Genomic DNA, 22,425 nt, shown 5'->3' with positions numbered 1-22,425 from the left:
CCGCCACGAGGCGCGGCGCCGGGCGCAGCTGCCGGCGCAGGGCGCGGGCCTCCCGCCGCCGTCCCTGCGCCTGGCACCGCGCGCAGGCGGCGACGGACAGTCCGAGCCACGTCAGAAATCCGAGAATAACGAGCGCGACCGCCCCGGCCGCCACGCGCGCCCAGGGCGCCGCCTCCGCCGCTCCGACGAGGCGTCCCGCGGCCGCCAGCGCCGCCGCCCAGGCGAACGCGAACACGGTTCCGTTCCGCCGCGCCCAGCGCCGGTACGCCCGCCCAAGGTCGGGCATGAAAGACCCACCTCCTCCAAAGTCCTTCCATTGTATCCCGCCTTCCCTCCGCCGGGCCAGCCCGCCGTCGGCTTCCGGACGCGCCGATCCCCGGCGCCCGCCGGATTCATGAAGATCCTTTCATCTTCCCCTCACGCCCGGCTCAAGACCGCGGCGCCCCTCCGCGACTCAGCGCAGGCGGTACAGGAGGAACGCGCCCCTTTCCTCTCGGGCCCGCGCGACCGACTCGAGCCTGCGCCGCAGCGGATGGGACGCGTCCAGGAACCAGAAGCTCTCGGGCGGCCGGCGTCCCCGGAAGAACTCGATTTCGCGCGCCGCGGCGTCCGGATCGCCCACGAGCACCCAGTCGAAGCCGTCCAGGAAACGCTCCAGATCCGCCGGGCCGCTCACCGGCCGTCCGCCCCCCGAAGGATGCACGGTGAGCTGCAGCGGCTCGCCCGGCTCGACCCCCGCCGTGTACCGGTCCGCATAGTACGGCGTGTACTGACGAAGGTCCGCCACGGTCACGAGCACGCGCTGATCGGGTCGCGCGACCTCCCGGATCGCCACCCCTGCGCGATAGTTGACTTCGTAGGCGCCGCGGCGCGTCAGCCGATCCCCCGTGATCCACACGCTCTGAGCCGCCCCCAGCGCGATCAGCGCCGCCGCCGCCGCGCGTCGCCTCGGCCGCTCCCCGAGCGCGCGCACGCCCGAGGCGACCAGCAGCGCGAAGAGCGGAGTGAGCATGTAGGTCAGATAATCGTGCACGTGCGCCCACCGGAGGAAGACCGCCTCCTCCAGACCCAGAAGCCCGAGAAGCCACGCGCGGCGCGGCAGGCGGAGCGCGCCCGCCGCGGCCAGCGCCAGCCCTCCCGCCGTGAAGTAGAGCCCGAGTTCCCGCGCCTCGCCCGCCAGGAACGTCCACGGCCCCGGCATGTCGACGACCGTGCGGTCCACGGCCGCCCGCAGCAGCCGTCCGACGAGCGGTCCGTCCTCAGGGTCGATCCACAGGACGTGAAGCAGATGCAGGCCGAACGAGCCCGCCGCCAGACCCAGAACCGCCCCGCCGAGCCGCCGGCGCCCCTCGAGCACCGCATCCGCCGCGATCGAAAGCGCCGCGAAGTACCCCGGCCAGTCGCTCTGGCAGGCGAGGAAGAGAAAAACGAACGTGAGCCGGCGATACCGGCCTGCGTCCCCCCACCGCACGCGGCAGGCCCACGCCGCCAGCGAGAACGCGAGGGCGTAGACCAAGTGAACCGCCACCGCCGAGAAGTACCAGAACATCGGCGTGAAGGCGAACGCCGCCGACGCCACGGCGCTTCCGCGCGCGTCCAGGATCCGCCGCGCCAGCGCGTGGAAGGCCGCCAGGGTCCCCAGCGAGGCCGCCAGCAAACTCACCCGAAGAACCCACTCGGCGTCCCCGAACGCCCGGAACCAGAGCGAGGTCACCAGCACGCTTGCCGGAGGACGGTTCGGATAGAAATATCGTCTCCAGTCGTCGTAGACGGAAAGGTCCGGCGAGGACGTCTCCAGAAGTCCGAACCGGGTCGCCGCATAGCCCAGCCGCGCGCTGTTGCGCGCCATGACGGCGTACTGGGCGCACACCCCCTCGCGGTGCCGGAGAAAGGGCTCCGCGATCCAGGGCAGGTGCGCGGCGACGAAGAGAGCCCCCACCGTCCAGGGAACGAAGCGAAGCTTCACTCGGACCTCTCCGGGTTGCGGAGCGCGGGCGCGTCCCGCCGGTTCGGACACCCCTCCCGCGGGATCGCCCCGACGCCTGAAAACGCGGTCATTCTAGCCGACCTTCCTCCCCGGCGGCCAGCGCGCCGCGCCGCAGGATGAAGATCTTTTCATTTTCCCTTCACGGCCCGCTCAAGGCCGCCGTTGGATGCTTCCGGAGGGTTGGTCCGGCGCCGCCGAGGCCGTACAATGGAGGCTCGCTTTCGCCATGCGCATCCTCGTCCTCGAAGACGAAAAGAAGCTGGCCCGCTTCATCCAGCGCGCCCTGCGCGAAGACGGCCACGCGGTCGACCTCTGCCACGACGGCGAGGAGGGCGGGCACCTGGCCGTGACGGAGCCCTACGACGTCATCGTCCTGGATCTCGGGCTGCCGCGGCGCGACGGCATGGCCATCCTGCGCGATCTCAGGGAAAAGAAGAAGAACTCCGCCGTTCTGGTCCTGTCGGCGCGCGACGCCGTGCAGGACCGCGTCCGCGGTCTGGACCAGGGGGCCGACGATTACCTCACCAAGCCCTTCGCGCTCGAGGAGCTCCGGGCCCGCGTCCGCGCGCTCCTGCGGCGCGGGAAAGACGACTCTCCCACGCTGCTCAAGTTCGCCGACGTGACGATGAACCTCCTCGACCGGATGGTCCTGCGGGGCGCCCGCGAAATCCCCCTGACGCCGCGGGAATTCGCGCTTCTGGAATACTTCCTGCGCCATCCGCGCCGCGTGCTGACCCGCACGTCCATCGCGGAGCACGTCTGGGATTACAACTTCGACTGGCAGTCCAACGTCGTGGACGTCTTCGTCAGCGTCCTGCGCAAGAAGCTGGAGGAAAAGGACGAGCCGCGCCTCATTCACACGGTGCGCGGCGTGGGATACGTCCTGCGGGAGTCGTAGGTGAAATCCATCGGCGTCCGCCTCACGCTTCGCTTCGTCCTGGTGGCGGGACTTCTCCTGGCGGCTTTCTCGTCCAGCCTTTACCTCTGGGTGCGCGACGGCCTGCGGCGCGATCTGGAGGCGGAACTCTCGCTGGGCGCCCGGCTCCTCGAGGAACGCCTGGCCGAGGAGCTCGACGAGCTGGGCCGGGGGGTCCACGCGGACCTCGGGGAGGTCCTGGATCCTTTCCTGCAGGCCGCCGGCGGGTGGGCGGAAATCCGGGACGGGTCCGGAAACGTCGTCTACCGGTCGGAAGGGCCGGCCGAGAATCTGCGGGAGCGGTCGTTCGAAGCGACGGACCCCCGCGGGGGCCCCCCCTGGCGGGTGCGGTTCGCCCTCCCCATGGATCCTTACGAGCGACCGCTCGCCCAGTTGCGCCTCTTCTATCTCGTTTTCTTTCCGGCGACCCTGGCGGTCGCGGGACTGGCGGGGTTTTTCTTCGTCAAGCGCGCGCTCGCCCCCGTGGAGACGCTGCGCCGTTGCGCGGAGCGCATCAGCCGCGCCAATCTTTCGGAGCGCGTGCCGGAGCCCGAGACCGAAGGCGAGCTGCGGGACCTCGCGCGCACGCTCAACGAGATGCTGGAACGGCTCGAGCGCGCCATGGAAGACCTCCGCAGCTTCGCCGCCGACGCCGCGCACGAGCTGCGCACGCCGCTGGCCAACCTCCGCGCGGAGCTCGAAACCGCGCTTCAGGACCGCCGGCCGCCCGACGAGTACGAACGGATCCTCGGAAGCGTCTCCGAGGAAGTGGCCCGCATGAACCGCATCGTGGGGGACCTTCTGGCCCTGGCCCGCATGGACCTGCGGCGGCATGCGCTGCCCAAGGAACGGGTGCCCCTCCTCCAGCTCCTCGAAGAGACGCGCGAAACCTGGGCGCCCGCGGCGGAAGCGCGCGGGATCCGGATCCATCTGGAGGGCCCCCCCGCCGAAGTGGCCGGAGATCCCGTGGCCCTGCGGCGCGTGTTCATGAACCTCGTGGAAAACGCCGTCAAGTACAACCGCGAGGGCGGCCGCGTGGACCTGCGCCTGGATCGGGCGGACGGCTGGGTGCGGGTCGCCGTGCGCGACACGGGCCTCGGGATCCCGCCGGAGCATCTGCCGCATCTCTTCCGGCGCTTCTACCGGGTGGACCGCGCGCGGTCCCGCGAAACCGGCGGCGCGGGGCTCGGCCTGGCCCTGTGCAAGTCGTTCGTCGAAGCCCACGAAGGACGCATCCGCGTGGAGAGCGTTCCCGGCCGGGGATCGTGTTTCACGGTGGAGCTGCCCGCCCTGGACGGCCCTCCGGCGGCGCCGGGTCTCGTGAACGAAAATTAATCCCGCCTTCATCCGGCCCGAAGCCGCCTCCCTTAATCTGACGGGTATGGCCTCCGATTCGGCGCGCCCCGCACGTCCGCCCCGACGTGATTTTCTGCCCTTCTCCCGCCCGTCTCTCGGCGAGGAGGAAATCTGCGAAGTCGTGGAGTGCCTCCGTTCCGGATGGATCACGAGCGGTCCACGGGTCGAGCGCTTCGAACAGGAGTTCGCCCGCCGGATCGGAGCCCCCCACGCGGTGGCTTTCTCCTCCGGAACGGCCGCCCTCCACGCGGCCTACTGGCTCCTCGATCTGAAGCCGGGAGACGAAGTCATCTGTCCTTCCCTGACGTGGCCTTCGACGGCCACCATGGCGCGCGTCCTCGGCGCCCGCATCGTCTTCGCGGACATCGACCCGGAAACGCTCCAGATCGATCCCGCCGACGTCGCCCGGCGCCGGACGAACCGCACGCGGGCCGTCGTCGCGGTCCATTTCGCCGGAGCCCCGGCGGATCTGGACGCCCTTCGGGAAGCCGCCGGACCCGGGGTCGCCCTCGTCGAAGACGCCGCCCACGCCGTGGGAACCGAATATCGCGGGCTTCCCGTGGGCGCCCGCCCGGGACTGTCGGTTTTCAGCTTCCACCCCATCAAGAACATCACGACGGGGGAAGGAGGCATGCTCGTCACCCACGACGCCGATCAGGCCCGACGGGCCCGCCTTTTCCGATTCCACGGCATTTCCCGGGACGCCTGGAAGGCTTATGGAGCGGGGGCCGCGCTGCGCTACGACGCCCTTCTGCCCGGCTTCAAATACAACCTGACGGACCTGGCGGCGGGAATCGGCCTGCGCCAGCTCGAAAAGCTCGACCGCTTCCTGAGCCGCCGGCGCGCCATCGCCGAGCGCTACCGGGAGGGCCTCGCCGATCTGCCCGGCCTCACCCTGCCCCGCGATCCCTCGTATCCCCACCGCCATGCCCGCCATCTTTTCCCCGTCCTGGTCGAGCGCCGCGACCGGTTCCTCGATCGGATGAGGCAGGAGAACATCGGCTGCGGCCTTCATTTCGAGCCCGTGCACCGACTGACCCTCTACCGCTCGGAGGCCCCGTCCCTGCCCTGCGCCGAAGCGGTCGGGGAACGGATCGTCTCGCTTCCCCTTTTTCCGGAGATGTCCGATGGAGACGTCGAGGACGTCATCGCCGCCGTCCGACGGACCCTCCGCGGCGACCCGCCCTGAGCCCGAGATCACGGTCGTCGTCCCCGTGTTCAATGAGGAAGGCAATCTTCCCGAGCTCCACGAACGGCTCACGCGATCCCTGGAGCGCACCGGCCGCGCCTGGGAAATCGTCTACGTCGACGACGGGAGCTCCGACGGATCGGCCGTCTGGCTCGCCGGCCGGGCGGGATCCGATCCCCGCGTGCGCCTGGTCGAGCTGGCGCGCAACTTCGGCCAGCATGCGGCCGTCTGCGCGGGATTCGAAGCTGCGAAAGGCCGCTGGATCGTGACAATCGACGCCGATCTGCAGAATCCGCCGGAGGAGATCCCCGGCCTCCTGGCCAAGGCGGAGGAAGGATACGACGTGGTGGGAACCCGGCGGCGGAACCGGAGGGATCCCTTTTTTCGCCGTCTGGCCTCGCGCCTGGTCAACCGTCTGGCGGGCGGGACGATGAGCGATTACGGGTGCATGCTCCGGGTCTACGGCCGCCGGGTCGTGGACGCGATCCTCCGGTGCGGCGAAGTCTCCACTTTCGTGCCCCTTCTGGCCAACACGTGGGCCCGCCGCACGGTCGAAGTGGAGGTCGACCACGCCCCGCGCCGGAGCGGAAAGACCAAATACGGACCGCTGCGACTCGTCAATCTTCTGTTCGATCTTTTGACCGGATTCAGTCTCGTTCCTCTGAGGGCGATGACGTTCTTCGGCATCGCGGTGGCCCTCGGGGCCGTCTCCCTCGGCATCCTGCTTCTGGTCCTCAGGATCGTTCACGGCCCGGAGTGGGCCCAGTTCGGCGTCTTCACGCTCTTCGCCCTCCTCTTCCTCATGACGGGAATGCTCTTCGTCGCTCTGGGGGTCCTGGGGGAATACGTGGGCCGGATCTACGCGGAGGTCCGCCGGCGACCGCGCTACGTCATACGACGCGTGCAGGGCGGGGGAGAGGCCGGATGACGGTGAGGATCCTTTTTTTCGGATACGGCGAAATGGGCTGCACCGGACTGGAATTCTTCCTCGACCGGGGAGAGGACATCGCCGCGGTGGTGACTCACGAAGACGATCCCGCCGAGCGCCGATGGTTCCGCTCGCTGGCGGAGCGCGCCGTCGCCGCCGGACTTCCCGTGCACTTCGGCGAACGACTGGGCCGCCGCGGGTTGAGGGACCTGGCGACGCGGGTTCAGCCGGATTTCATCTTCTCCTTCTACTACCGCCGGCTCCTGCCTCCCGAGGTCCTGCGCCGCGCGCGACGGGGGGCGCTCAACCTGCACGGATCGCTCCTGCCCCGACTGCGCGGGCGGGCTCCCCTGAACTGGGCGCTGGTCGAAGGGGAGCCGCGCACGGGAGTGACCCTCCACTACATGATCCGCGAACCCGACGCGGGCGACATCGTCGCGCAGCGCGGATGGGACATCGGGCCGCGGGACACCGCCAAGACGCTCTTCGACCGCGCCGTCGTCGAAACCCGCAGGATGCTCGAAGAGGTCTGGCCGCTCCTGAAGGCCGGGACCGCTCCCCGCCTCCCTCAGGACCCCCGGCGGGCCACGTACCGCGGGCGCCGCACGCCCGAAGACGGGCGGATCGACTGGACGCTTCCCACCGCGCGGATCGACGGTCTGGTCCGCGCCGTCACGGAACCCTTCCCGGGAGCCTTCACGTTCCTGGCCGGCCGCAAGCTCATGGTGTGGGAAGGCCGACCCGCCGCCGGCCGGGGCGCTCCGGGAACCGTTCTGGAACCCTTCGTCGTGGCGACCGGAGACGGAGCGTACCGGATCGACCGGTGCACCTTCGCCGACGATCCCTCCGCGGCTCCCCTGTTGAACCCCGGACTCAAACTCGGAGACCTCTCATGAAAGTCCTGATCACCGGCGGCGGCGGATTCATCGGATCGCACCTGGCCGAAGAACACCTCGCCCGCGGGGACGAAGTCTGGGCCGTCGATACGGGTCCCAACCTCAAGGTGCGCCATCTCCTGTCCAACCCGGCGTTTCACTACGTCAAAGCCAGCGTGCTCGACGCCGAAGCCCAGGAGGCGTTCGTCCTGCGATGCGACCTCGTCTATCACCTGGCGGCGGTCGTGGGGGTCGAACACTATGTGGACGACCCGTTCAACGTCCTTAACGTCAACATACTGGGGACGCTCAACCTTCTGCGCCTGGCCCACCGGCACGGCCGCCGCATGGTCTTCGCCTCCACGAGCGAAGTCTATGGACGCAACCCCAAGGTGCCGTGGAAAGAGGAAGATGACCGCGTCCTCGGAGCCCCGCAGACCGACCGCTGGTGCTATTCCACCTCCAAGGCCGCGGCGGAGCATTACTGCTGGGCCTTCCGTCGAATGGGCCTGGACGTCTCCGTGGTGCGTTACTTCAACGTCTATGGGCCGCGCCTGGACCGGCTGGACGTCGGACGCGTCATCACGATCTTCCTGGGCCAGCTTCTGCGCGGCGAACCGCTCACCGTCATCGGCACCGGACGTCAAACCCGATGCTTCACGTTCGTGCGCGACGCCGTCCGCGCCACGCTGGCCGCCGGCACCCGGCCGGAAGCCGTGGGCGGGGTGTTCAACGTGGGCGACGACCGGGAGACCAGCATCCTGGAACTGGCGACGACGCTTCTCGAGCTCGCCGGCCGCCGCCCGGACGAAGGGCTCCGCTTCGTCCGGCAGGAGGAAATCTACGGGCCCAAATACGAGGACATCCCCCGGCGCGTCCCCGACATCACGCGCATGAAAACGATCCTCGGCGTCGTGCCGGAAACCTCCCTCCGCGACGGTCTGAAGGAAACGCTGGAGTGGTTCCGCCGGGAGCAGCACCTCCGCCCCGCATTGACCTCCGCCGCCCTGGAGTCTTCGCGCCGGTGAGCCCCCTCCGACTGCGCGTGGACGTCTGCACGCACGAGGGACTCCACCGGGGGGTTCCGGTTCTTCTCGACCTCCTGAGGCGATGCCGCGCCCGCGCCACCTTCTGCGTGACGCTCGGCCCGGACCGGTCCGGGCTGGCCGTGACGCGTCTCCTGCACCCGGGTTTCGCGCGGAGGCTGCTGCGCCAGCAGCCGCACGCCACCTATGGCTGGCGGACCGCGCTCTTCGGAACCCTCTGGGCCGCTCCCCGGGTCGGCGCCGGAGCGCCCGATCTGCTCCGCCAAATCCGGGATGAAGGACACGAGGTGATCCCCCACGGCTGGGACCACCGGGGCTGGCAGGACCGACTGGACGCCTACCCCGCGTCCCGCCTTCAGCGCGAGTTCTTCCGCATGATCGAGGCCTACGAGCGGATCTTCCGCCGTCTCCCCGAGGCCTTCGCGGCCCCCGCCTGGAGAACGAACGCCGTGCTCCTCGAGCTCGAAGCGAACGCCGGATTGCGGTATGCCTCGGACGCGCGCGGCACCCGCCCCTTCCGACCGACCCTGGCCGGACGCCTGTTCCCCGTCCCCCAGTTGCCCGTCACGCTCCCCACCCTGGACGAGGCGATGGGAATCCAGTCTCCGGAAGCGTTCGCCCAGGACATCCTGCGCCGTTCCCGCCTCCAGATCGATTATGCCTGCTATGCCGCCCACGCCGAAACCGAAGGGCGCCGCCATCCGGAAGTCCTCGTTCGGATCCTTGCAGGCCTCGAGCGCCCGATCCTTCCTCTGGGCGAAGCCGTTCCGAACGCCGCCGAGCCCCGCACCCTGATCCGCACGGTTCTTCCGGGCCGGCCCTATCCCGTCGCCGCCGAAGGTCCTCCACTCTGAGCTACCGGTGCGCCTCGCGCCCCGCCAGGACGTCGAACACGGTCCCAAGATCCGTCCCGATTCCCAGGAATCCGATCTCCGCGCGGCCGGCGTTCCCGTCCGCCGCCACCAGGACACCGATCGGAAAGTCTCCGAAATAGATCGAAAGACTTCCGATCATATGGTGCGCGTCCTGGGTCAACGTGCGGTAGACCCGCGAAGCCCGCTCCAGATGAAAATGGATCCGGACGTCCTGCTCTCCCAAGGTCCACTTGCGGTCGATGCCGAAACGCGCCGTGTACAGGGAAAGCCCGGCGGGAATCGCCAGGCTGTCCACCCACGTGCCGCTCGAGAGCGCGGACGCGACCTGGTCGGCGTCCAGCGCGGGCACGTGAAACCGGTCGCGGTAGGCCCGCTTGAAACTGTCCGCCAGAAGCTTCACCTGAATCGCGTCGAACCGTTCCCGGTCCAGATCCTCCCGCCCCAGGCGGGGATCGAAGACGATCGCCCCCGACGTCCCGAGATTCGACAGGAAGGAACTTTCCCGCCGCAAAACATGCCGCGCCAGGAGCGCCGCGAAGTCCCCCTCGGCCGCCCCCTGTTGAAAAAGGGTCACGTCGTTGAGAACAATCCGGTCCGGCAGAAACAACGCCGCCGCGCCTTCGACGAGCAGGTTGGGAACCGCCAGCGTCACCCGGAAAAATCCCACAAGCCACCGCTCCCCCGTGTCCTCCGGCGGCCAGCCCCCCATCGCCGCTATCTCGTCCGAGAGCCGGGGAAATTCCGGCCGGCGCGGATCGACCGCCGGCCCCGTCGTTTCGCCCGCCTCCACATCCCCCAGGAGGATCTCCCAGGGCGGCGCCTCGACGGGCCCCTCGGTTCCGTCGAACCCGCCTTCGGAACCCTCCCCCGCCCGGCACGGAAGCGCCAGCACGAACGCTCCGATCCAGCCCGCCCCCCGCCGAAGAACCTCGTACTTCTTCATAAGCGACATCCTCCGCTCTCATCGTGCCCTCCGGTCCATGCGGAAACCGTGAGCCGTCCGTGAGAACGAGTTCATCCTTCGCACCCCGGGATGATCCCCTTCTCACGAAACGCTCACGCGTTCTTCAGACGCGGCGCGACGGAATGAAGCCCATGCGCCTTTCCCGAAGACGGCTTCTTCTGGCCGCCGGAGGCACGGTCGCCGCCGCGGCCCTCCTGCGCCGGCCGATCAAACGTCTCCTGCGCCCTTCCCGCCCCCAATCCGGCGGCCGGTTCCTCGATCCCGAAGGGCTCGCCCTGGATTCGGAAGGCGGAATCTACGTCGCCGACGAAGACCAGGGGATGCTCTTCCGCCTGGATCCCGGCGGACGCACCCTCGAATCCCTCTCCCGTCTGCCCGGACTCGAAGGACCGCTGACGGCGGGAGACAGCCTGGTCGCCCTCGAGCCGGGTCGGGTCGTCCTCATCGGGGATCATCGCCTGATCGACCTCGAAATCCGTCCCGGCGCATCCCGCCTCCTCCGCGTTCTCGGATCTCCCGGCCAAGGACCCGGCCAGTTTCAGGACCCCGAAGGAATCTGCAGAGACGAGGACGGGGCGCTCTGGGTGACGGACGAAGACAATCGCCGCATCCAGGTGTTCGGGTCCGACGGAACGTGGCGCGGCAGCTGGTCCGTGTCGGAGGACCCCGAAGGAATCGCCGTGGCGGGAAGCCGGGTCTACGTCACGTTCAGCAAGGCCTGTTTTGTCGGCTGCTTCGACCGTTCAGGCCGGCCGCTCTTTCGGTTCGGCCGGCCGGGGTCCGGACCGGGAGAGTTTCGGGTTCCCGACTTCGTCGCCCTCTCGCCGGAGGGACTGCTCTACGTCACCGATCAGAAGAACCATCGGATCCAGGTCTTCTCCCCGGACGGACGTTTCCGATTCGCGTTCGGTCGCCGCGGGACGGCTCCCGGAGAGTTCGACGATCCGGAGGACCTGGCCTTCGACCGTGCAGGCCGCCTCTTCGTCGCCGACGGAGGAAACGGCCGGATTCAGATCCTCAGCCCGCGCGGCGAACCGCTCAACGCGATCTCGTAGCTTCGGACCGTTCGAGCAAAAGGACATCCCGATCCGGATCGCGTCCCGACCAGGCGGCGCGGACCCTCCAGCCGGGATCCGAAGCCCAGGGATGCGTCCGGCGGACCAGCACCCACCGCGGCGGCGGCTCCGATTCCCCGCGCCGGATCCCACCCGGCCAGTAGAAATCCAGAGCGTAACCGTGGATCGGACCCGCCAGGAGCGGCCGTTCTCCCGATCCGAGAATCGCCCGCGCCTGCGCCACGAAGGCGCGCGTGCAGTTTCCATCCGCCTCGAACGAGGCCTTCAGCACGCCCGCGACCCCCGCGGCGAAAATCGCCAGCAGCATCGCCCCTTCCAACTCCGGCGGCTTCCGGCGGCGCCGCCACGCCGCGAAGAGAACGCACCCGCAGGCCACCCCGAGCCCTCCGAATCCCAAGAGCATCGCCCCGTGTCCCGCCAGCGGCGGAGTTCCATCCCGCGACTTCGCGGCCGCTCCAAGGCCCGCGAGGCCCGACAGAAACAACGCCGCCGCCGTCGCGCCCAGCGCCGCCCGCGCCGCGCGTCCGGGCGCCGCCACGTCCATTCCCCTCCCGGCGGCCGCCGCCAGAACGACGGCCAGCAGAGGCTGAAGGGGAAGAAGGTAGTGGGTCCGCTTGTTGGCCGCCGCTTCGAAGAGTCCCAACCCGACGGCAAAGCCCATGCCCAGCAGGCGAACCACCGGTTCGGCCGCCCATGCCTTCCAGGGCGCCCGCGCCATCGCTCCGACCAGAGGAACCGCCGGAAGCAACGCGCCCGCCTGCACCCCGAAGTAATAGAGGAACGATTTCCGATGAGACACGCCGATTCCTTGCGGGCGCCCCAACGGCATGTAGACGTTCTCGCCGAGAACGGAGGTTTCCAGGAATTCCCGGCCCCCCGCCGCCCACGCCGGCCCGTACCAAGCCAGAGCCACCGCCAGCGCCAGAGCCACCGCCGCCGCCGCCGGCGCGAGCGACGCTGCGCCGACTCCCCTCCGGTCGAGAATCCAGCTTCCCGCGACGGGGGCGACCGCCAGCGCCAAGCCCACCGGTCCCTTCGTCAGGATCGCCAAGCCGGCCGACACCCCCCACAGAACCGCCGCCTTCCGTGGCCCCCAGCGGCCTGTCCGTCCCGCCGCCGCCGCCAGCGCCGAGAAGGCCACGAAAAACGTCAGCGTCATGTCCACCATCGCCCGGCGCATCCAGCGGGCGAAGATCGGATTGGCCGACAGTAGCGCCAACGCGGCCCAGGCGGCCTTCGGGCCTCCCGCCCACCGGCCCAGAACCGCCCCCGTCCAGAGCGTTCCCCACGCGGCCGCGGCCGACACGATCCGCAGGGAAACCTCGTCCACGGCCCGTCCGAAACTCGCCCCCGCCGCCAGCAGGTAGTACAGGGGCGGCTTCTCACTCAGCCAGCCGTCCGGCGTCCGCAGGCGGAAGAGGCTCTCCCCGCGCTGGATCGCCTGGACGAGGACGCCGCTGCGGGACTCGTCGGCGTCGCTCAGTTCCGCCCACCCCGATCCGCATGATCCGAGAATCGTCAGGACCGCCGCCGCGCCGGCCCACGCCCAGGGCGTATCCCATCTCCGGGTCGAAAAGTTCACGCCTTCCAGGATCGGAGGCCGCCGGTGAATCGTCCGTGAACGAAGGCTTAAATCGTATTCAGAGGCGGTCGTGAGCTTCTTTTCATGAACCTTTCAGGATGTCTTCAGGTTTCCGGGCGATCCTTCCTGCGGTGCATTCGCCCGAGGCCGATCCGGGACGTCCCGAACGCGCATGGCTGACGCTCGGGGCGGCGATCCTCTTCCTGACTCCGTTGCAAAGCATGACCCTGTCGAATCCCGACGAGGGAAGGATCGCCGGCATCGCCCAGGAAATGGTCCTTCGGGGAGACTGGATCACCCCGCGCGTGGCCGACCGGCCCTATGCGGCCTATCCGCCGCTGGGATATTGGCTGCCCGCCGCCGCGGGCGTCCTTCTCGGGTTCCACGAGTTCGCCGTGCGGCTGCCGGGAGCGCTGGCCGCCGTGGGGCTCGTCCTGCTCGTCCACCGTATCGGCCGGCGGCTCGCCGGACCGGAGGCCGGCTCCGCCGCCGGACTCGTCCTGTGCACGCTTCCCGGCTTCGTGTCGCAGGCGTGGCTCTGTCGGGCGAACGTCCTGACGGCGCTTTTTTGCTCCCTCGCGGTGGATCGGGCCCTCGAGTTTCGAGAATCCCGCCGGACGAAGGATCTGATCCTCCTTTACGCGTCCCTGACGCTCGGAATCCTGTCCAAAGGGCCCGTGGCCGTGATCGTGGCCGCGTTGTGGATTCTGGGGCTCCAGGGAGCCCGGGAGGGTCTGCGTCCGCTGAAGGAACTTCGGCCCGTGCGGGGTTTGGCGGCCGCGGCGGCGGCGGCCGGTCTGTGGTATGCCGCCGTCCTCCGGGAAGCGGGACCGGGCTTTCTGGAGGAGAACCTCCTGCTCGAAAACATCAGCGCCTTCTCCACGGGATACCAGCAGCGCCGTCCATGGTCCTTTTATCTCGGCGTCCTTCCCTTGACGGGGCTTCCCTGGATCCTGTTCCTCCCCCTGGCCTGGGCCGCCCGCCGTGGTCCCGGCGTGATTCCCTCCCTTCGGGCCGCCGGATTCGTGTTCGCCTTCTTCATGCTGTCCTCCGCCAAACGCACCAGCTATCTCGCCTTCGTCCATCCCCCCCTCGCCGTGCTCCTGGGAACCGTTCTGGCGGACCGGGCGCAACGATCCCCCCGCTCGATCCGCGCCGTCCTCGGCCTGCTGGCGGCAGCGCTCGGAGGGACGTCCGCCGCCCTTCTGGGAGTTCCGGCCTCCTGGTGGACCGACCGCGTCGATCCCGTTCGTCCCCTGTTTCCGCTCGTGGCCGCGCTGGCCGCGGGAGCGGCCGCTCTCCTCGGAGGCGCCGCCGGGCGCCTTTCTCTTCGCGCGGGGCTGAGGGCGACGGCGGGGCTCGCGGCGGCGGCCCTGCTGGCGTACGGGCTGCTGATCGCTCCACGGGCCGACGGCCCGGGACGCGACCTGCGCGCCTTCGCCCGACGGGTCTCGGCCGCGATTCCCCCCGGAAGTCCCCTTTATGACACCGGTCCCGAACTTTTGGACGGAGCGATCTACTTCTACGTCCATCGCCTCGTGTCCGCCGGCCGCGGAGCGCCCGGTCCCTACCTCGCGTCGGCCGCCCAGCGCGACCGTCTGGCGGCCGCGGGACGGCGGTTCCGCGTCCGCGATTCCGTCCGCGACAACCGCGGACGGGAGCTTCTCTGGCTGGAGGTGCTCGAATGAATCCCGCCGCGGCGCTGGGGCTCCTCCTGCTGGCTTCCCAGGCCGCTCCGGAGCCCGGGCGCGGTCGCTTCGAGATCGGCGTGGACCTCGAAGCGGACATCGCGCTCCCGCGCGGCTCGCTCCGTTTCGACGAACGACCGGCCCGCGGAGACCGGCTCGATCTGAATTCCGATCTCGGAGCCGGCGGCGCCCGTCCGTCCGCCGAGGTCCGGGCGACCGCCGCCCTGGAGCGTGACACCTGGGAACTCGGACTGCGCGGCTTCGAGTTCCGCGGCCGGGAGACCTTCTCCCGCGACGCCCGCTTCAACGAAACGCTCTTTTCCCGGGGCGAAGAGGTCGACTCCGTTCTCCGCCTTCAGTCCGTGCGGCTTTCCTGGGACCACGGCTTCGAATCGACCGCCGGGGCCGCCTTCCACGCGGGTTTGGAGGTCCGGTATTGGCGGATCGAAGTCGTGATGTCTTCCGACGCGCGCGGACGGGACGACGACCACATGGGAACGGCCGCACCTCTGGCGCGCGCGGGCTTGGAGCTGCCGGTCGGGAATGGGGCGGCTCGGCTGCGCCTGCGGAGTTATGGGACCGCCTGGAAGCTCGGCGATCGCTCGGTGCACGTCTTCGGAGGCGAGGCGTCGATCGACGTCCCGTGCGGGGCGGCGGCGATCGGGCTGGCGTTCTTCGCCGAACGGGCCGGCCTCCTCAACACGGATCGCATCCAGCGCAACGAACTGGAGCTGGAGACGCTCGGCGCAGGAGTGTCGGTCGCCTGGCGCTTCTGAGAAAAACTTCACCCCGTTTTCACGATCGCTTCAGGAGCCGGGAGCAGGTTGGGAACGTCGAGTTCCGTTCCGTGGGAGCCGCGAAGTGAGGGTTCAGTGGATTCTCTGGCTGGCCTGCGTCCAGACCCCCCAGGACCGGCCCGTGTCCCCGGAGCCGTCCGCCCTGGAACGCCCGGCGCCGGACTCCTGGACGGTCGAGATCTTCCCCGAAGAACGGATCTATGAGCCGTATCGGGCGGACCCCCGCCAGTCCCGCAGCGGATCGAAGATCCAGTTTCCCGTCCGGGGTCGGGGAAGGGACATCAAGATCGAAAACGCCCTCGGCGGTTCCCGTCCGCTGGCGTTGTGGTCGGATCCCCGCGACTCCCGGCGCTCGATGGAACTGTCGCTCGAGGCGGCGGTCTTTTCCCGTTTCGATATCCCCGAGCAATGGGATATGGACGCCGCGGACTACCGGTTCGGGTTCCCGTTCGTGTACCGCGAGGGGCCCGTGGCGCTCAAGGTCCACGTCTGGCATCTGACCTCGCACCTGGGCGACGAATATCTCTCGCGCGTCGAGGGAGCCGAGCGCCTGAGCTATCACCTGGAGGAGCTGGCGCTCGGGATGGCGGTCGATCTGGCCTCCGTCGGCCGCGCGTACGCCGAAGTGGGCCTTCCGCTCTATGTCGGAAGCGACACCGAAGGGGGCCGTGTCCAGCTCGGCCTGGAATGGGTCGACGCCGCCCCGCCCGGAGGCCCGGGGCCGTACGCGGCGGCCGATCTTCACGCCCGTCGCGAGCAGGATTGGGATCCCGGCCTGACGGTGCAGCTCGGACTTCTGCGGAAGCCCTCATCGCCCGGCGGAACGACGCTGCGGGGCTTTCTGGAGTACTATCGGGGCCCCGAGCAGCAGACCCAGTTCCTTTCGGAACGGGAACATTACTGGGCCGTCGGCTTCGCGGCCGACTTCTGAACGCATTCTCATCCCGCCTTCACGTTGCTTTCAGTCCCCCGAGGGCATCCTCAAAAGTGATGAAAACCTTCGACCGCCCTCCCCGGGCCACGGTGATCGTGCCCACCTGGAACGAAGCCGGAAACGTCGAGCCCCTCGCCCGCCGCGTCCACGCGGCGCTTCCGGAGGCGGAAATCCTCTTCGTGGACGACGCCTCGACGGACGGAACCCCCGACCGCGTCCGCGCCCTGTCCCCCGGGCTTCCCGTGCGCCTCATCGAGCGGCGCGGAGAGCGCGGGCTTTCGACGGCCGTGCTGCGCGGAATCGCGGAAGCTTCCTCGGATCTCTGCGTCGTCATGGACGCGGACCTCAGCCACCCGCCCGACGCGCTTCCGGCCCTCGTGGAAGCCGTCGAGCGCGGCGCCGACCTCGCGGTCGGCAGCCGGTACGTCCCGGGCGGCTCCATCGACGAATGGCCCCGGCTCCGGCGAATGACCTCGCGCGCGGGAACGTGGCTGGCGCGGCCCCTCACCTCCGTCCGGGACCCTCTGGCGGGATTCTTCGCCCTGCGCCGCTCGCTGCTCCGGGGCGTCGAGCTCCGGCCCCGCGGTTTCAAGATCCTCCTCGAAATCCTCGCCCGCGCGCCCGTGCGGCGCACGGTCGAGATCCCCATCCGCTTCCAGGACCGGGAAGCGGGCCTCAGCAAGTTCGGACGCCGCGAACGGAGGGAATTCCTCAAGCAGGTCTGGACGCTCTACCGGGAACGGAACGCCTGGCCGTGGAAACTCCTCAAGTTCCTCGTCGTGGGCGGACTGGGCGTCCTCGTGCACCTGGCGGTGCTGGCGGCTCTGGTCGAGCGCGGCGGAATGACCCCTCCGGCGGCCGCGGTCCCGGCCTTCGCGGCCGCGATGAGCTTCAACTGGGCGCTCAACCGCCGGTGGACCTTCCGCGCCCGCTCCCGCGCGGCGGGCTCCTACCTGGCCTACGCGGCCGGCGCCCTCGGTGGACTCGCCGTCCAGGTGGCCGTCATGCGGGCGATGTCGCCCCTTCCGTATCTGGCAGCGGCGCTCGCGGGCATCGCCGCCGGAACCGCCGTGACCTATTGGACGAGCCAGCGATGGGCCTTCGCGCGTTCCTGAAACAGCCCGCGGTCCTCCTCCTGGGGGCGATCACCGCCGTTCGGGCGGTCGCCGCGGCGCTTGTGCCCCTCACCCCCGAAGAGGCGTACCATTGGACCTTCGCCGTCCGGCTCGACTGGTCCTACTACGATCACCCTCCGATGATCGCCTGGGGCATCGCCCTGGGACGCGCGCTCTTCGGCGATACGCCGTGGGGCGTCCGCTTCATGCCCCTGGTCTGGGGGACGGCCACGGCGGCGCTCCTGGCCCGCCTCGCCGCACGCCTCTACGGTCCCGCCGCCGCCTCGCGGGCGATCCTCCTTCTGGCGCTGGAGCCGATCGTCCTGGCCGCCGGAGGCACCGCGTTTCCGGACGCGCCCCTGTTTTTCTTCTGGACGATCTCCCTGACGGCGGCCTGGACGGCGATCGAAACCGGACGGACGCGCCCCTGGCTTCTTTCCGGCTTCGCCCTCGGCGGCGCGCTCCTGTCGAAATACACGGCGGTCTTTCTGCCGCTCTCCGTCCTTCTCTTTCTTCTCTTTTCGCGTCCCTACCGGAATCGCCTGGCCCGGCCCGGGCCCTACCTGGGCGCGGCCGTCGCGCTCCTCGTCTTTTCTCCGGTCCTCCTCTGGAACGCCGCCCACGACTGGGTGTCCTTCCGCTATCAGAGCGTCAACCGCTTCGAACAGATCGACGGCGTCCGGCTCGTGGCGGGACTCAAGTTCATCGGCCAGCAGTGGCTCGGCGTCGTCCCCCTCACCCTGCCGCTGGCGATCGCCGCCGGAGGCCGGATGGCGCGGTCCGGCCGACCCCCGGAGCGCTTCCTTCTGGCCTGCGCCCTGCCGATGCTGGGCTTTTTCTTCGTTCTGGGCTGGACGCGGCCGATCCACCTCCTCTGGCCCGCGCCGGCGTGGCTTTCGCTCACGGTCGGAATGGCGGGCGCGCTCGCGCATCCGGCGGGCGCCGTCGAGCGCTTCTACGACCGCCGAAAGGGGGCGGCCCTGGCGGCGGCGGGACTGGCGCTTTTGGCGGGGGCGGCCCACGCGGCCTTCTTCCTGCCGGGATTCTCCCCCTTCCAGGGCCTCTACGGGTGGAAAGAGGTCGCCGGCGCCGCCCGCGAAATCCGCCGGACCCTCCCCGCGGACGCCTTCTACCTCGGGCTGGGCCGTAAGTACACCGTCCCGAGTCAGCTCGCCTTCCGCCTGGGACCTTCCGAGGAAGTCCACGGCAAGAATCTCCTCGGGCTCCTCGGCCTGCAGTTCGACTTCTGGGCCGACCCCGAAAAGCTTGCCGGACGGGACGCCGTCGTCGTTCTCGAGGGAGGAGACCGCACGGTTCAGCTCGAGGCGCTGCTCCGGAGCCGATTCGAGCGCGTGGAGCCGGCCGGGGAGCTGTCGATTCCCGTGGGACGATGCACGGTCCTGCGCGAACCGCCGCTGCGGTTTTTCCTGTTCCGGGCTTGGGGGTACCGGCCCTCCGCGGCCGCGGGGCGCGCCGCGGCGCGGGAATCCTCCTACGGCGCCCGGTAGCGGAGCGCCACCTGGCGGGCGCCCTCCCGGGACCGGCGCGCCGCTTCAAGGTACACGTCGAAGGCGGCGCGACGCTCGGGATGGAGCGCCTCGCGAACCACCCGGGCCAGAAGCGGACTCCCCGCCAGGACGTCCGAAGGGCTCTCCCACACCGGAACGTCGGGGAAATCCCCTCCGGCACCGGACGCCAGAAGCGCCTTCCGCACCGCTTCCGATTCCGAAAACTTCAGATCGAGCGCATCGGCCAGATCGTCCGCCACGGCGTCCACCTCCCGCTTCCACGCCTCCTCGGACTCGTGCCGGACGAAGTGCTCAAAGGCCGCGAACTGAGACCCGTCGAGGACTTCCCGAAGCGCGGCCCGGAAGCGCAGAGCGACCTCTCCGCGTTCCTCGTCCGAAAGCGCCCGCTGGTGCGCCTCGTCGAGCAGGCGGACGATCTCGGCCTTCTGGCGCTCCGAAAGAGGCGCGGCCTCCGCGACGTAGAGCCCCACGAGCTCCGCGTACCGGCGCTCGGCCTCCACGAGCATCCTTCCGAAGGCGCGCGCCTCCTCCTGTTCCTCGGGCCGCAGGACCTGCCGCTGCGCTCCGATGGCGCGGACGAGCCGCTCGATCTCCCGCTCGAGGCGCCGGATCGTCAGGGCCCGCGGGGGATCGACGGACCGCGGGGCGCGCCCCGCGACTCCCCACGCGACCGCCACGGCCGCCGCGATCCCCAGCGCCGCCCCCGCCCATACCGGCGCTGTCCGGCGCCGGACGGAACGACGCGGCCGAGGCCCTCCCTCCACCGCCAGAGCGCGCCGGATCGCCTCCTGCTCTCCCTGGACCGCCTCGAAGCGCCGAGCGCAGAAGGCGCATTCCCGAAGATGGGATTCCGCGTCGGGACGCAGCCCGCCCTCGAGCGCCCGCTCCAGAAGCTCGTCGTCGCCCAGATGGTTCATGTTCCACGCACCTCGCGCCGCAGTCGAAGCACCGCCCGGTGAAGCAGCACCCGCGCGGCGCCCGAGGAGATCCCCAGGACGTCCGCCGCCTCCTCCGTCGTCAGCTCCTGCTGAAACCTCAGAATCAGCACGGCCCGGTACCGATCCGGCAGGCGCTCCATCGCGGCGCGGATCCGCTCCGCGTCCTCGTCCCGATCCACGGGAGGATCCTCGGCCCGCAGGTCGTCCGGCTCGACGTCGCGCTCCCGCGGCACGCCTTGACGCCTCCGGCGGCGGGCATGAAGGCACGTGAGCAGCGCGATCTTGAGAACCCACGGCGTCAGGCGCTTCACGCCCGCCAGCTCGCCGGCCCGGCGGGAGATCGCCAGGAAGGTCTCCTGGCAGGCCTCCTCCGCCTCCGCGTCGTCCCGAAGAAGCCCGCGGCAGAAACGGTACACGCGGGGCAGGTACCGCTCCGCGACCTCCTCCGGCGTGGGCGCAGGCGCCGATGGCATCCGCAGGGTCCCCTGAAAAGCCTGTGACGCGGACCGCGCGTCCGTTACAGGTGTAACGCTCCAGCCCGTGGACATCACATTCAAAAGGGCGAACGGCGGGTTTCCCGGGACCGTGCGTCCCGCCCGCCGCGCCCCGGATTTAAGGATGAACGTCCATGGGCCGCCTTTCTCCGATGGAACTTCTTCTCGTGGTGACGGTCCTTCTTCTTCTTTTCGGAACGTCCAAAATCCCGCAGCTCATGAGGTCTCTCGGAAGCGGGCTGACCGAATTCAAGAAGGGCCTGCGGGAAGGCTCTTCCGGCGGATCGGAGCCCCCCAAGGAGTCCTCCCCCCCGGCGCCTTGACCCTCATGCAGGCATTCCTCCCCCACCGATCCGAATCCTGACGCGGATCGGAACGGCCCGGTGCTCTCCGAGCCACCTGCCGCAACCCACGCGACAGCCGGGCCGTCGTGAAACCCCCGGCCCCGCCTTGCCGGGGGTTTTCTTTTCCCCCTCGTTTCTGCGCGTCCTCCCCGCCGGCCTTTCGACCGGCGCGTACATAAAATTGGAAAGACGCATCATGCTCCTGATCGGTTTCCTTCTGGCCTGCGCTCAGGACTCCGGCGCGCCCGACCCCGAAACGGCGCGCGCCGCGCTCGTGCCCGCCGACGGATTCGAAGCCGCGTGCGTCGCCTGGGAACCGGATGTCGTCGATCCCATCGCGCTCGCCTTCGACGAAAAGGGCCGTCTCTGGGTCGTCGAAATGCCCGGCTATCCCAATGGAGGCCTGGCCGAAAGCCCCCCTCGCGCCCCCGGGCGCGTCAAGATCCTCGACGACTTCCGCGACGGCCGCTACCGTAAAGTCACCGTCTTCGTCTCCGGTCTCGATTTTCCCACGTCGGTCCTGCCCTACCGCCGGGGCGCGATCGTGGCCGCGGCGCCGGACCTCCTTTATTTCGAGGACACCGACGGCGACGGGCGCGCCGACCGCCGCCGCGTTCTCTACACCGGCTTCGGACGCAAGAACATCCAGGCCCTCGTCAACGGCCTCCTCTGGGGAATCGACAACTGGGTCCACGGCCTCGGGGCCGGAAACGGCGGCGAAATCCTCTGCCCGGAGCGTCCCGACCGGCCCCCCGTCTCCCTCGGAGGGCGCGCCTTCCGGTTCCGCCCCGACGAGCCCGGACGCTTCGAGGCCGAAAGCGGACTGGGCGGACAGTACGGCCTGGCCGAGGACGACACGGGCCGACGGTTCACCTGCGCCAACCCCGCCCATCTTAAGGAAATCGTCCTCCCGGACCGCTACCTGGCCCGCGCTCCCTACGTCTCCGCGCCGCCCGCCGTCGTGGACATTCCCGAACACGGCGCGGCCGCGCGCCTTTATCGCCTCAGCCCCTTCGAAACCTGGCGCGTCGAGCGCACCCGCCGGCGGGCGGGCTCGGCCGACGCGTCGCGCTTCGCCAAGACGGAGCTTGTTCCCGGCGGCTACGTCACCAGCGCCTCGGGCCTGACCGTCTACCGCGGCGACCTCTTCCCCGAACCCTATCGCGGGAACGTCTTCGTCTGCGACCCGGCCAACAACGTCGTCCACCGCGACGTCCTCGTGCCCGAAGGCGTCCGCCATCGGGCCCGCCGCGCCGAGGAGGAAAAGGAGCGCGAGTTCCTGGCCTCGCGGGACATCTGGTTCCGCCCCGTGTTCCTCGCCTCGGGACCCGACGGCGCGCTCTACGTGGCCGACTTCGCGCGCGAGGTGATCGAAACTCCGCTTTCCCTCCCGGACGACCTCAAGGCGTCGCTCAACCTGGAAAGTCGCGGGGCCGGGCGGATCTGGCGCGTGGCCCCCCGGGGCGCCGCCGCCGGTTCCGTTCCGCGGCTCGACGCGGCCTCCGACGAGGAGCTGGCGCGGACGCTCGCCCACCCGAACGCCTGGCGCCGCCTGACCGCCCAGCGGCTCCTCGTCCAGGACCGCCGCCGGGGCGCCGTCCCCGCCGTGCGGGCGCTCCTCGCCGCGCGCGACCCGCTCGCGCGCCTGCACGCGCTCTGGACGCTCGACGGCCTCGGGGCGCTCGAGGCGCCGGACGTCGAGCGTGCCCTCCAGGATCCGGCGCCCCGCGTCCGCGAGCACGCCGTCCGGCTGGCCGAAGGGCGCCTGGCGCATGCCGCGCCTCTGGCGCCG

21 protein-coding genes are annotated in these 22,425 nt (G+C 70.0%); 15 read left to right on the top strand and 6 right to left on the bottom strand.

Features of this window, described 5'->3' with window-relative positions; all coding sequences use genetic code 11:
- Both VNO22_07495 and VNO22_07490 read right to left on the bottom strand, forming a co-directional pair.
- The coding region (locus VNO22_07495; protein HXG61199.1) for a hypothetical protein at positions 1 to 286 on the bottom strand (286 nt) is incomplete at its 3' end.
- 168 nt (positions 287 to 454) lie between these two features.
- Positions 455 to 1,966, bottom strand: a complete 1,512-nt coding sequence (locus tag VNO22_07490) for a glycosyltransferase family 39 protein (GenBank protein ID HXG61198.1) — start codon at positions 1,964 to 1,966, stop codon at positions 455 to 457.
- Positions 1,967 to 2,213: 247 nt separating this feature from the next.
- Between VNO22_07490 and VNO22_07485 the strand changes: the two genes are divergently transcribed.
- Genes VNO22_07485 through VNO22_07455 form a run of 7 tightly spaced genes read left to right on the top strand, consistent with a single transcriptional unit; the run spans position 2,214 to position 9,151 of the window.
- Positions 2,214 to 2,885, top strand: coding sequence for a response regulator transcription factor (locus VNO22_07485; protein HXG61197.1), 672 nt, complete (start codon positions 2,214 to 2,216; stop codon positions 2,883 to 2,885).
- The gene (locus VNO22_07480) at positions 2,886 to 4,238 is read left to right on the top strand and encodes an ATP-binding protein (GenBank protein HXG61196.1); all 1,353 of its coding nucleotides are present in this window, start codon (positions 2,886 to 2,888) and stop codon (positions 4,236 to 4,238) included.
- Between the two features lie 46 nt (positions 4,239 to 4,284).
- Positions 4,285 to 5,448 (top strand): aminotransferase class I/II-fold pyridoxal phosphate-dependent enzyme, encoded by a 1,164-nt coding sequence (locus VNO22_07475; GenBank protein ID HXG61195.1) that lies wholly within the window; start codon positions 4,285 to 4,287, stop codon positions 5,446 to 5,448.
- Entirely contained in the window at positions 5,387 to 6,376 is a 990-nt protein-coding gene (locus tag VNO22_07470) for a glycosyltransferase (GenBank protein ID HXG61194.1), read from the top strand. The genes VNO22_07475 and VNO22_07470 overlap by 62 nt, the downstream gene beginning before the upstream one ends.
- A complete protein-coding gene (locus VNO22_07465; GenBank protein HXG61193.1) occupies positions 6,373 to 7,272 on the top strand; it encodes a formyltransferase family protein in 900 nt (299 codons plus the stop codon). The genes VNO22_07470 and VNO22_07465 overlap by 4 nt, the downstream gene beginning before the upstream one ends.
- Positions 7,269 to 8,279 carry an NAD-dependent epimerase/dehydratase family protein gene (locus VNO22_07460; GenBank protein HXG61192.1) on the top strand — a complete coding sequence of 337 codons (1,011 nt, stop codon included), beginning with the start codon at positions 7,269 to 7,271 and terminating at the stop codon, positions 8,277 to 8,279. Before VNO22_07465 ends, VNO22_07460 begins: the two co-directional genes overlap by 4 nt.
- On the top strand, positions 8,276 to 9,151 hold the full coding sequence (locus VNO22_07455; protein HXG61191.1) for a polysaccharide deacetylase family protein: 876 nt from the start codon (positions 8,276 to 8,278) through the stop codon (positions 9,149 to 9,151). The genes VNO22_07460 and VNO22_07455 overlap by 4 nt, the downstream gene beginning before the upstream one ends.
- Before the next feature lies 1 nt (position 9,152).
- Here the strand turns inward: VNO22_07455 and VNO22_07450 are convergent, their stop codons facing one another.
- Complete coding sequence (locus VNO22_07450) at positions 9,153 to 10,115, bottom strand: hypothetical protein (GenBank protein ID HXG61190.1); 963 nt, start codon at positions 10,113 to 10,115, stop codon at positions 9,153 to 9,155.
- A gap of 152 nt (positions 10,116 to 10,267) precedes the next feature.
- On the opposite strand from VNO22_07450, the gene VNO22_07445 reads away from it, so the two are divergent.
- Positions 10,268 to 11,191, top strand: coding sequence for an NHL repeat-containing protein (locus VNO22_07445; protein ID HXG61189.1), 924 nt, complete (start codon positions 10,268 to 10,270; stop codon positions 11,189 to 11,191).
- Here VNO22_07445 and VNO22_07440 read toward each other — a convergent pair.
- A complete protein-coding gene (locus VNO22_07440) occupies positions 11,175 to 12,794 on the bottom strand; it encodes a phospholipid carrier-dependent glycosyltransferase (GenBank protein HXG61188.1) in 1,620 nt (539 codons plus the stop codon). The two genes, VNO22_07445 and VNO22_07440, sit on opposite strands and share 17 nt — an antisense overlap.
- Positions 12,795 to 12,892: 98 nt before the next feature.
- Here VNO22_07440 and VNO22_07435 point away from each other — a divergent pair, with 98 nt between their 5' ends.
- The 5 genes from VNO22_07435 (at position 12,893) to VNO22_07415 (ending at position 18,836) form a co-directional block, all read left to right on the top strand.
- Positions 12,893 to 14,482 carry a glycosyltransferase family 39 protein gene (locus VNO22_07435; protein HXG61187.1) on the top strand — a complete coding sequence of 530 codons (1,590 nt, stop codon included), beginning with the start codon at positions 12,893 to 12,895 and terminating at the stop codon, positions 14,480 to 14,482.
- The gene (locus VNO22_07430; protein HXG61186.1) at positions 14,479 to 15,258 is read left to right on the top strand and encodes a hypothetical protein; all 780 of its coding nucleotides are present in this window, start codon (positions 14,479 to 14,481) and stop codon (positions 15,256 to 15,258) included. Before VNO22_07435 ends, VNO22_07430 begins: the two co-directional genes overlap by 4 nt.
- Before the next feature lie 85 nt (positions 15,259 to 15,343).
- The gene (locus VNO22_07425) at positions 15,344 to 16,210 is read left to right on the top strand and encodes a DUF1207 domain-containing protein (protein ID HXG61185.1); all 867 of its coding nucleotides are present in this window, start codon (positions 15,344 to 15,346) and stop codon (positions 16,208 to 16,210) included.
- 59 nt (positions 16,211 to 16,269) lie between these two features.
- The gene (locus tag VNO22_07420; protein HXG61184.1) at positions 16,270 to 17,328 is read left to right on the top strand and encodes a glycosyltransferase family 2 protein; all 1,059 of its coding nucleotides are present in this window, start codon (positions 16,270 to 16,272) and stop codon (positions 17,326 to 17,328) included.
- Positions 17,307 to 18,836, top strand: a complete 1,530-nt coding sequence (locus tag VNO22_07415) for a glycosyltransferase family 39 protein (GenBank protein ID HXG61183.1) — start codon at positions 17,307 to 17,309, stop codon at positions 18,834 to 18,836. The genes VNO22_07420 and VNO22_07415 overlap by 22 nt, the downstream gene beginning before the upstream one ends.
- Here VNO22_07415 and VNO22_07410 read toward each other — a convergent pair.
- Together VNO22_07410 and VNO22_07405 are read right to left on the bottom strand one after the other, a co-directional pair.
- Positions 18,821 to 19,774, bottom strand: a complete 954-nt coding sequence (locus VNO22_07410) for a hypothetical protein (GenBank protein HXG61182.1) — start codon at positions 19,772 to 19,774, stop codon at positions 18,821 to 18,823. The genes VNO22_07415 and VNO22_07410 overlap by 16 nt on opposite strands.
- Positions 19,771 to 20,268, bottom strand: coding sequence for a sigma-70 family RNA polymerase sigma factor (locus VNO22_07405; GenBank protein HXG61181.1), 498 nt, complete (start codon positions 20,266 to 20,268; stop codon positions 19,771 to 19,773). The genes VNO22_07410 and VNO22_07405 overlap by 4 nt, the downstream gene beginning before the upstream one ends.
- Before the next feature lie 155 nt (positions 20,269 to 20,423).
- On the opposite strand from VNO22_07405, the gene VNO22_07400 reads away from it, so the two are divergent.
- Complete coding sequence (locus VNO22_07400) at positions 20,424 to 20,612, top strand: twin-arginine translocase TatA/TatE family subunit (GenBank protein HXG61180.1); 189 nt, start codon at positions 20,424 to 20,426, stop codon at positions 20,610 to 20,612.
- A 217-nt stretch (positions 20,613 to 20,829) separates the two neighbouring features.
- Positions 20,830 to 22,425 (top strand): PVC-type heme-binding CxxCH protein (locus VNO22_07395; GenBank protein HXG61179.1); only part of this gene is annotated, 1,596 nt, incomplete at its 3' end.

The sequence above is a fragment of the Planctomycetota bacterium genome, from assembly GCA_035574235.1.
Classification (GTDB): domain Bacteria; phylum Planctomycetota; class MHYJ01; order MHYJ01; family JACPRB01; genus DATLZA01.
The sequence above is the reverse complement of the archived record's forward strand: the minus strand, read 5'-3'. Positions and strand labels throughout refer to the sequence as shown.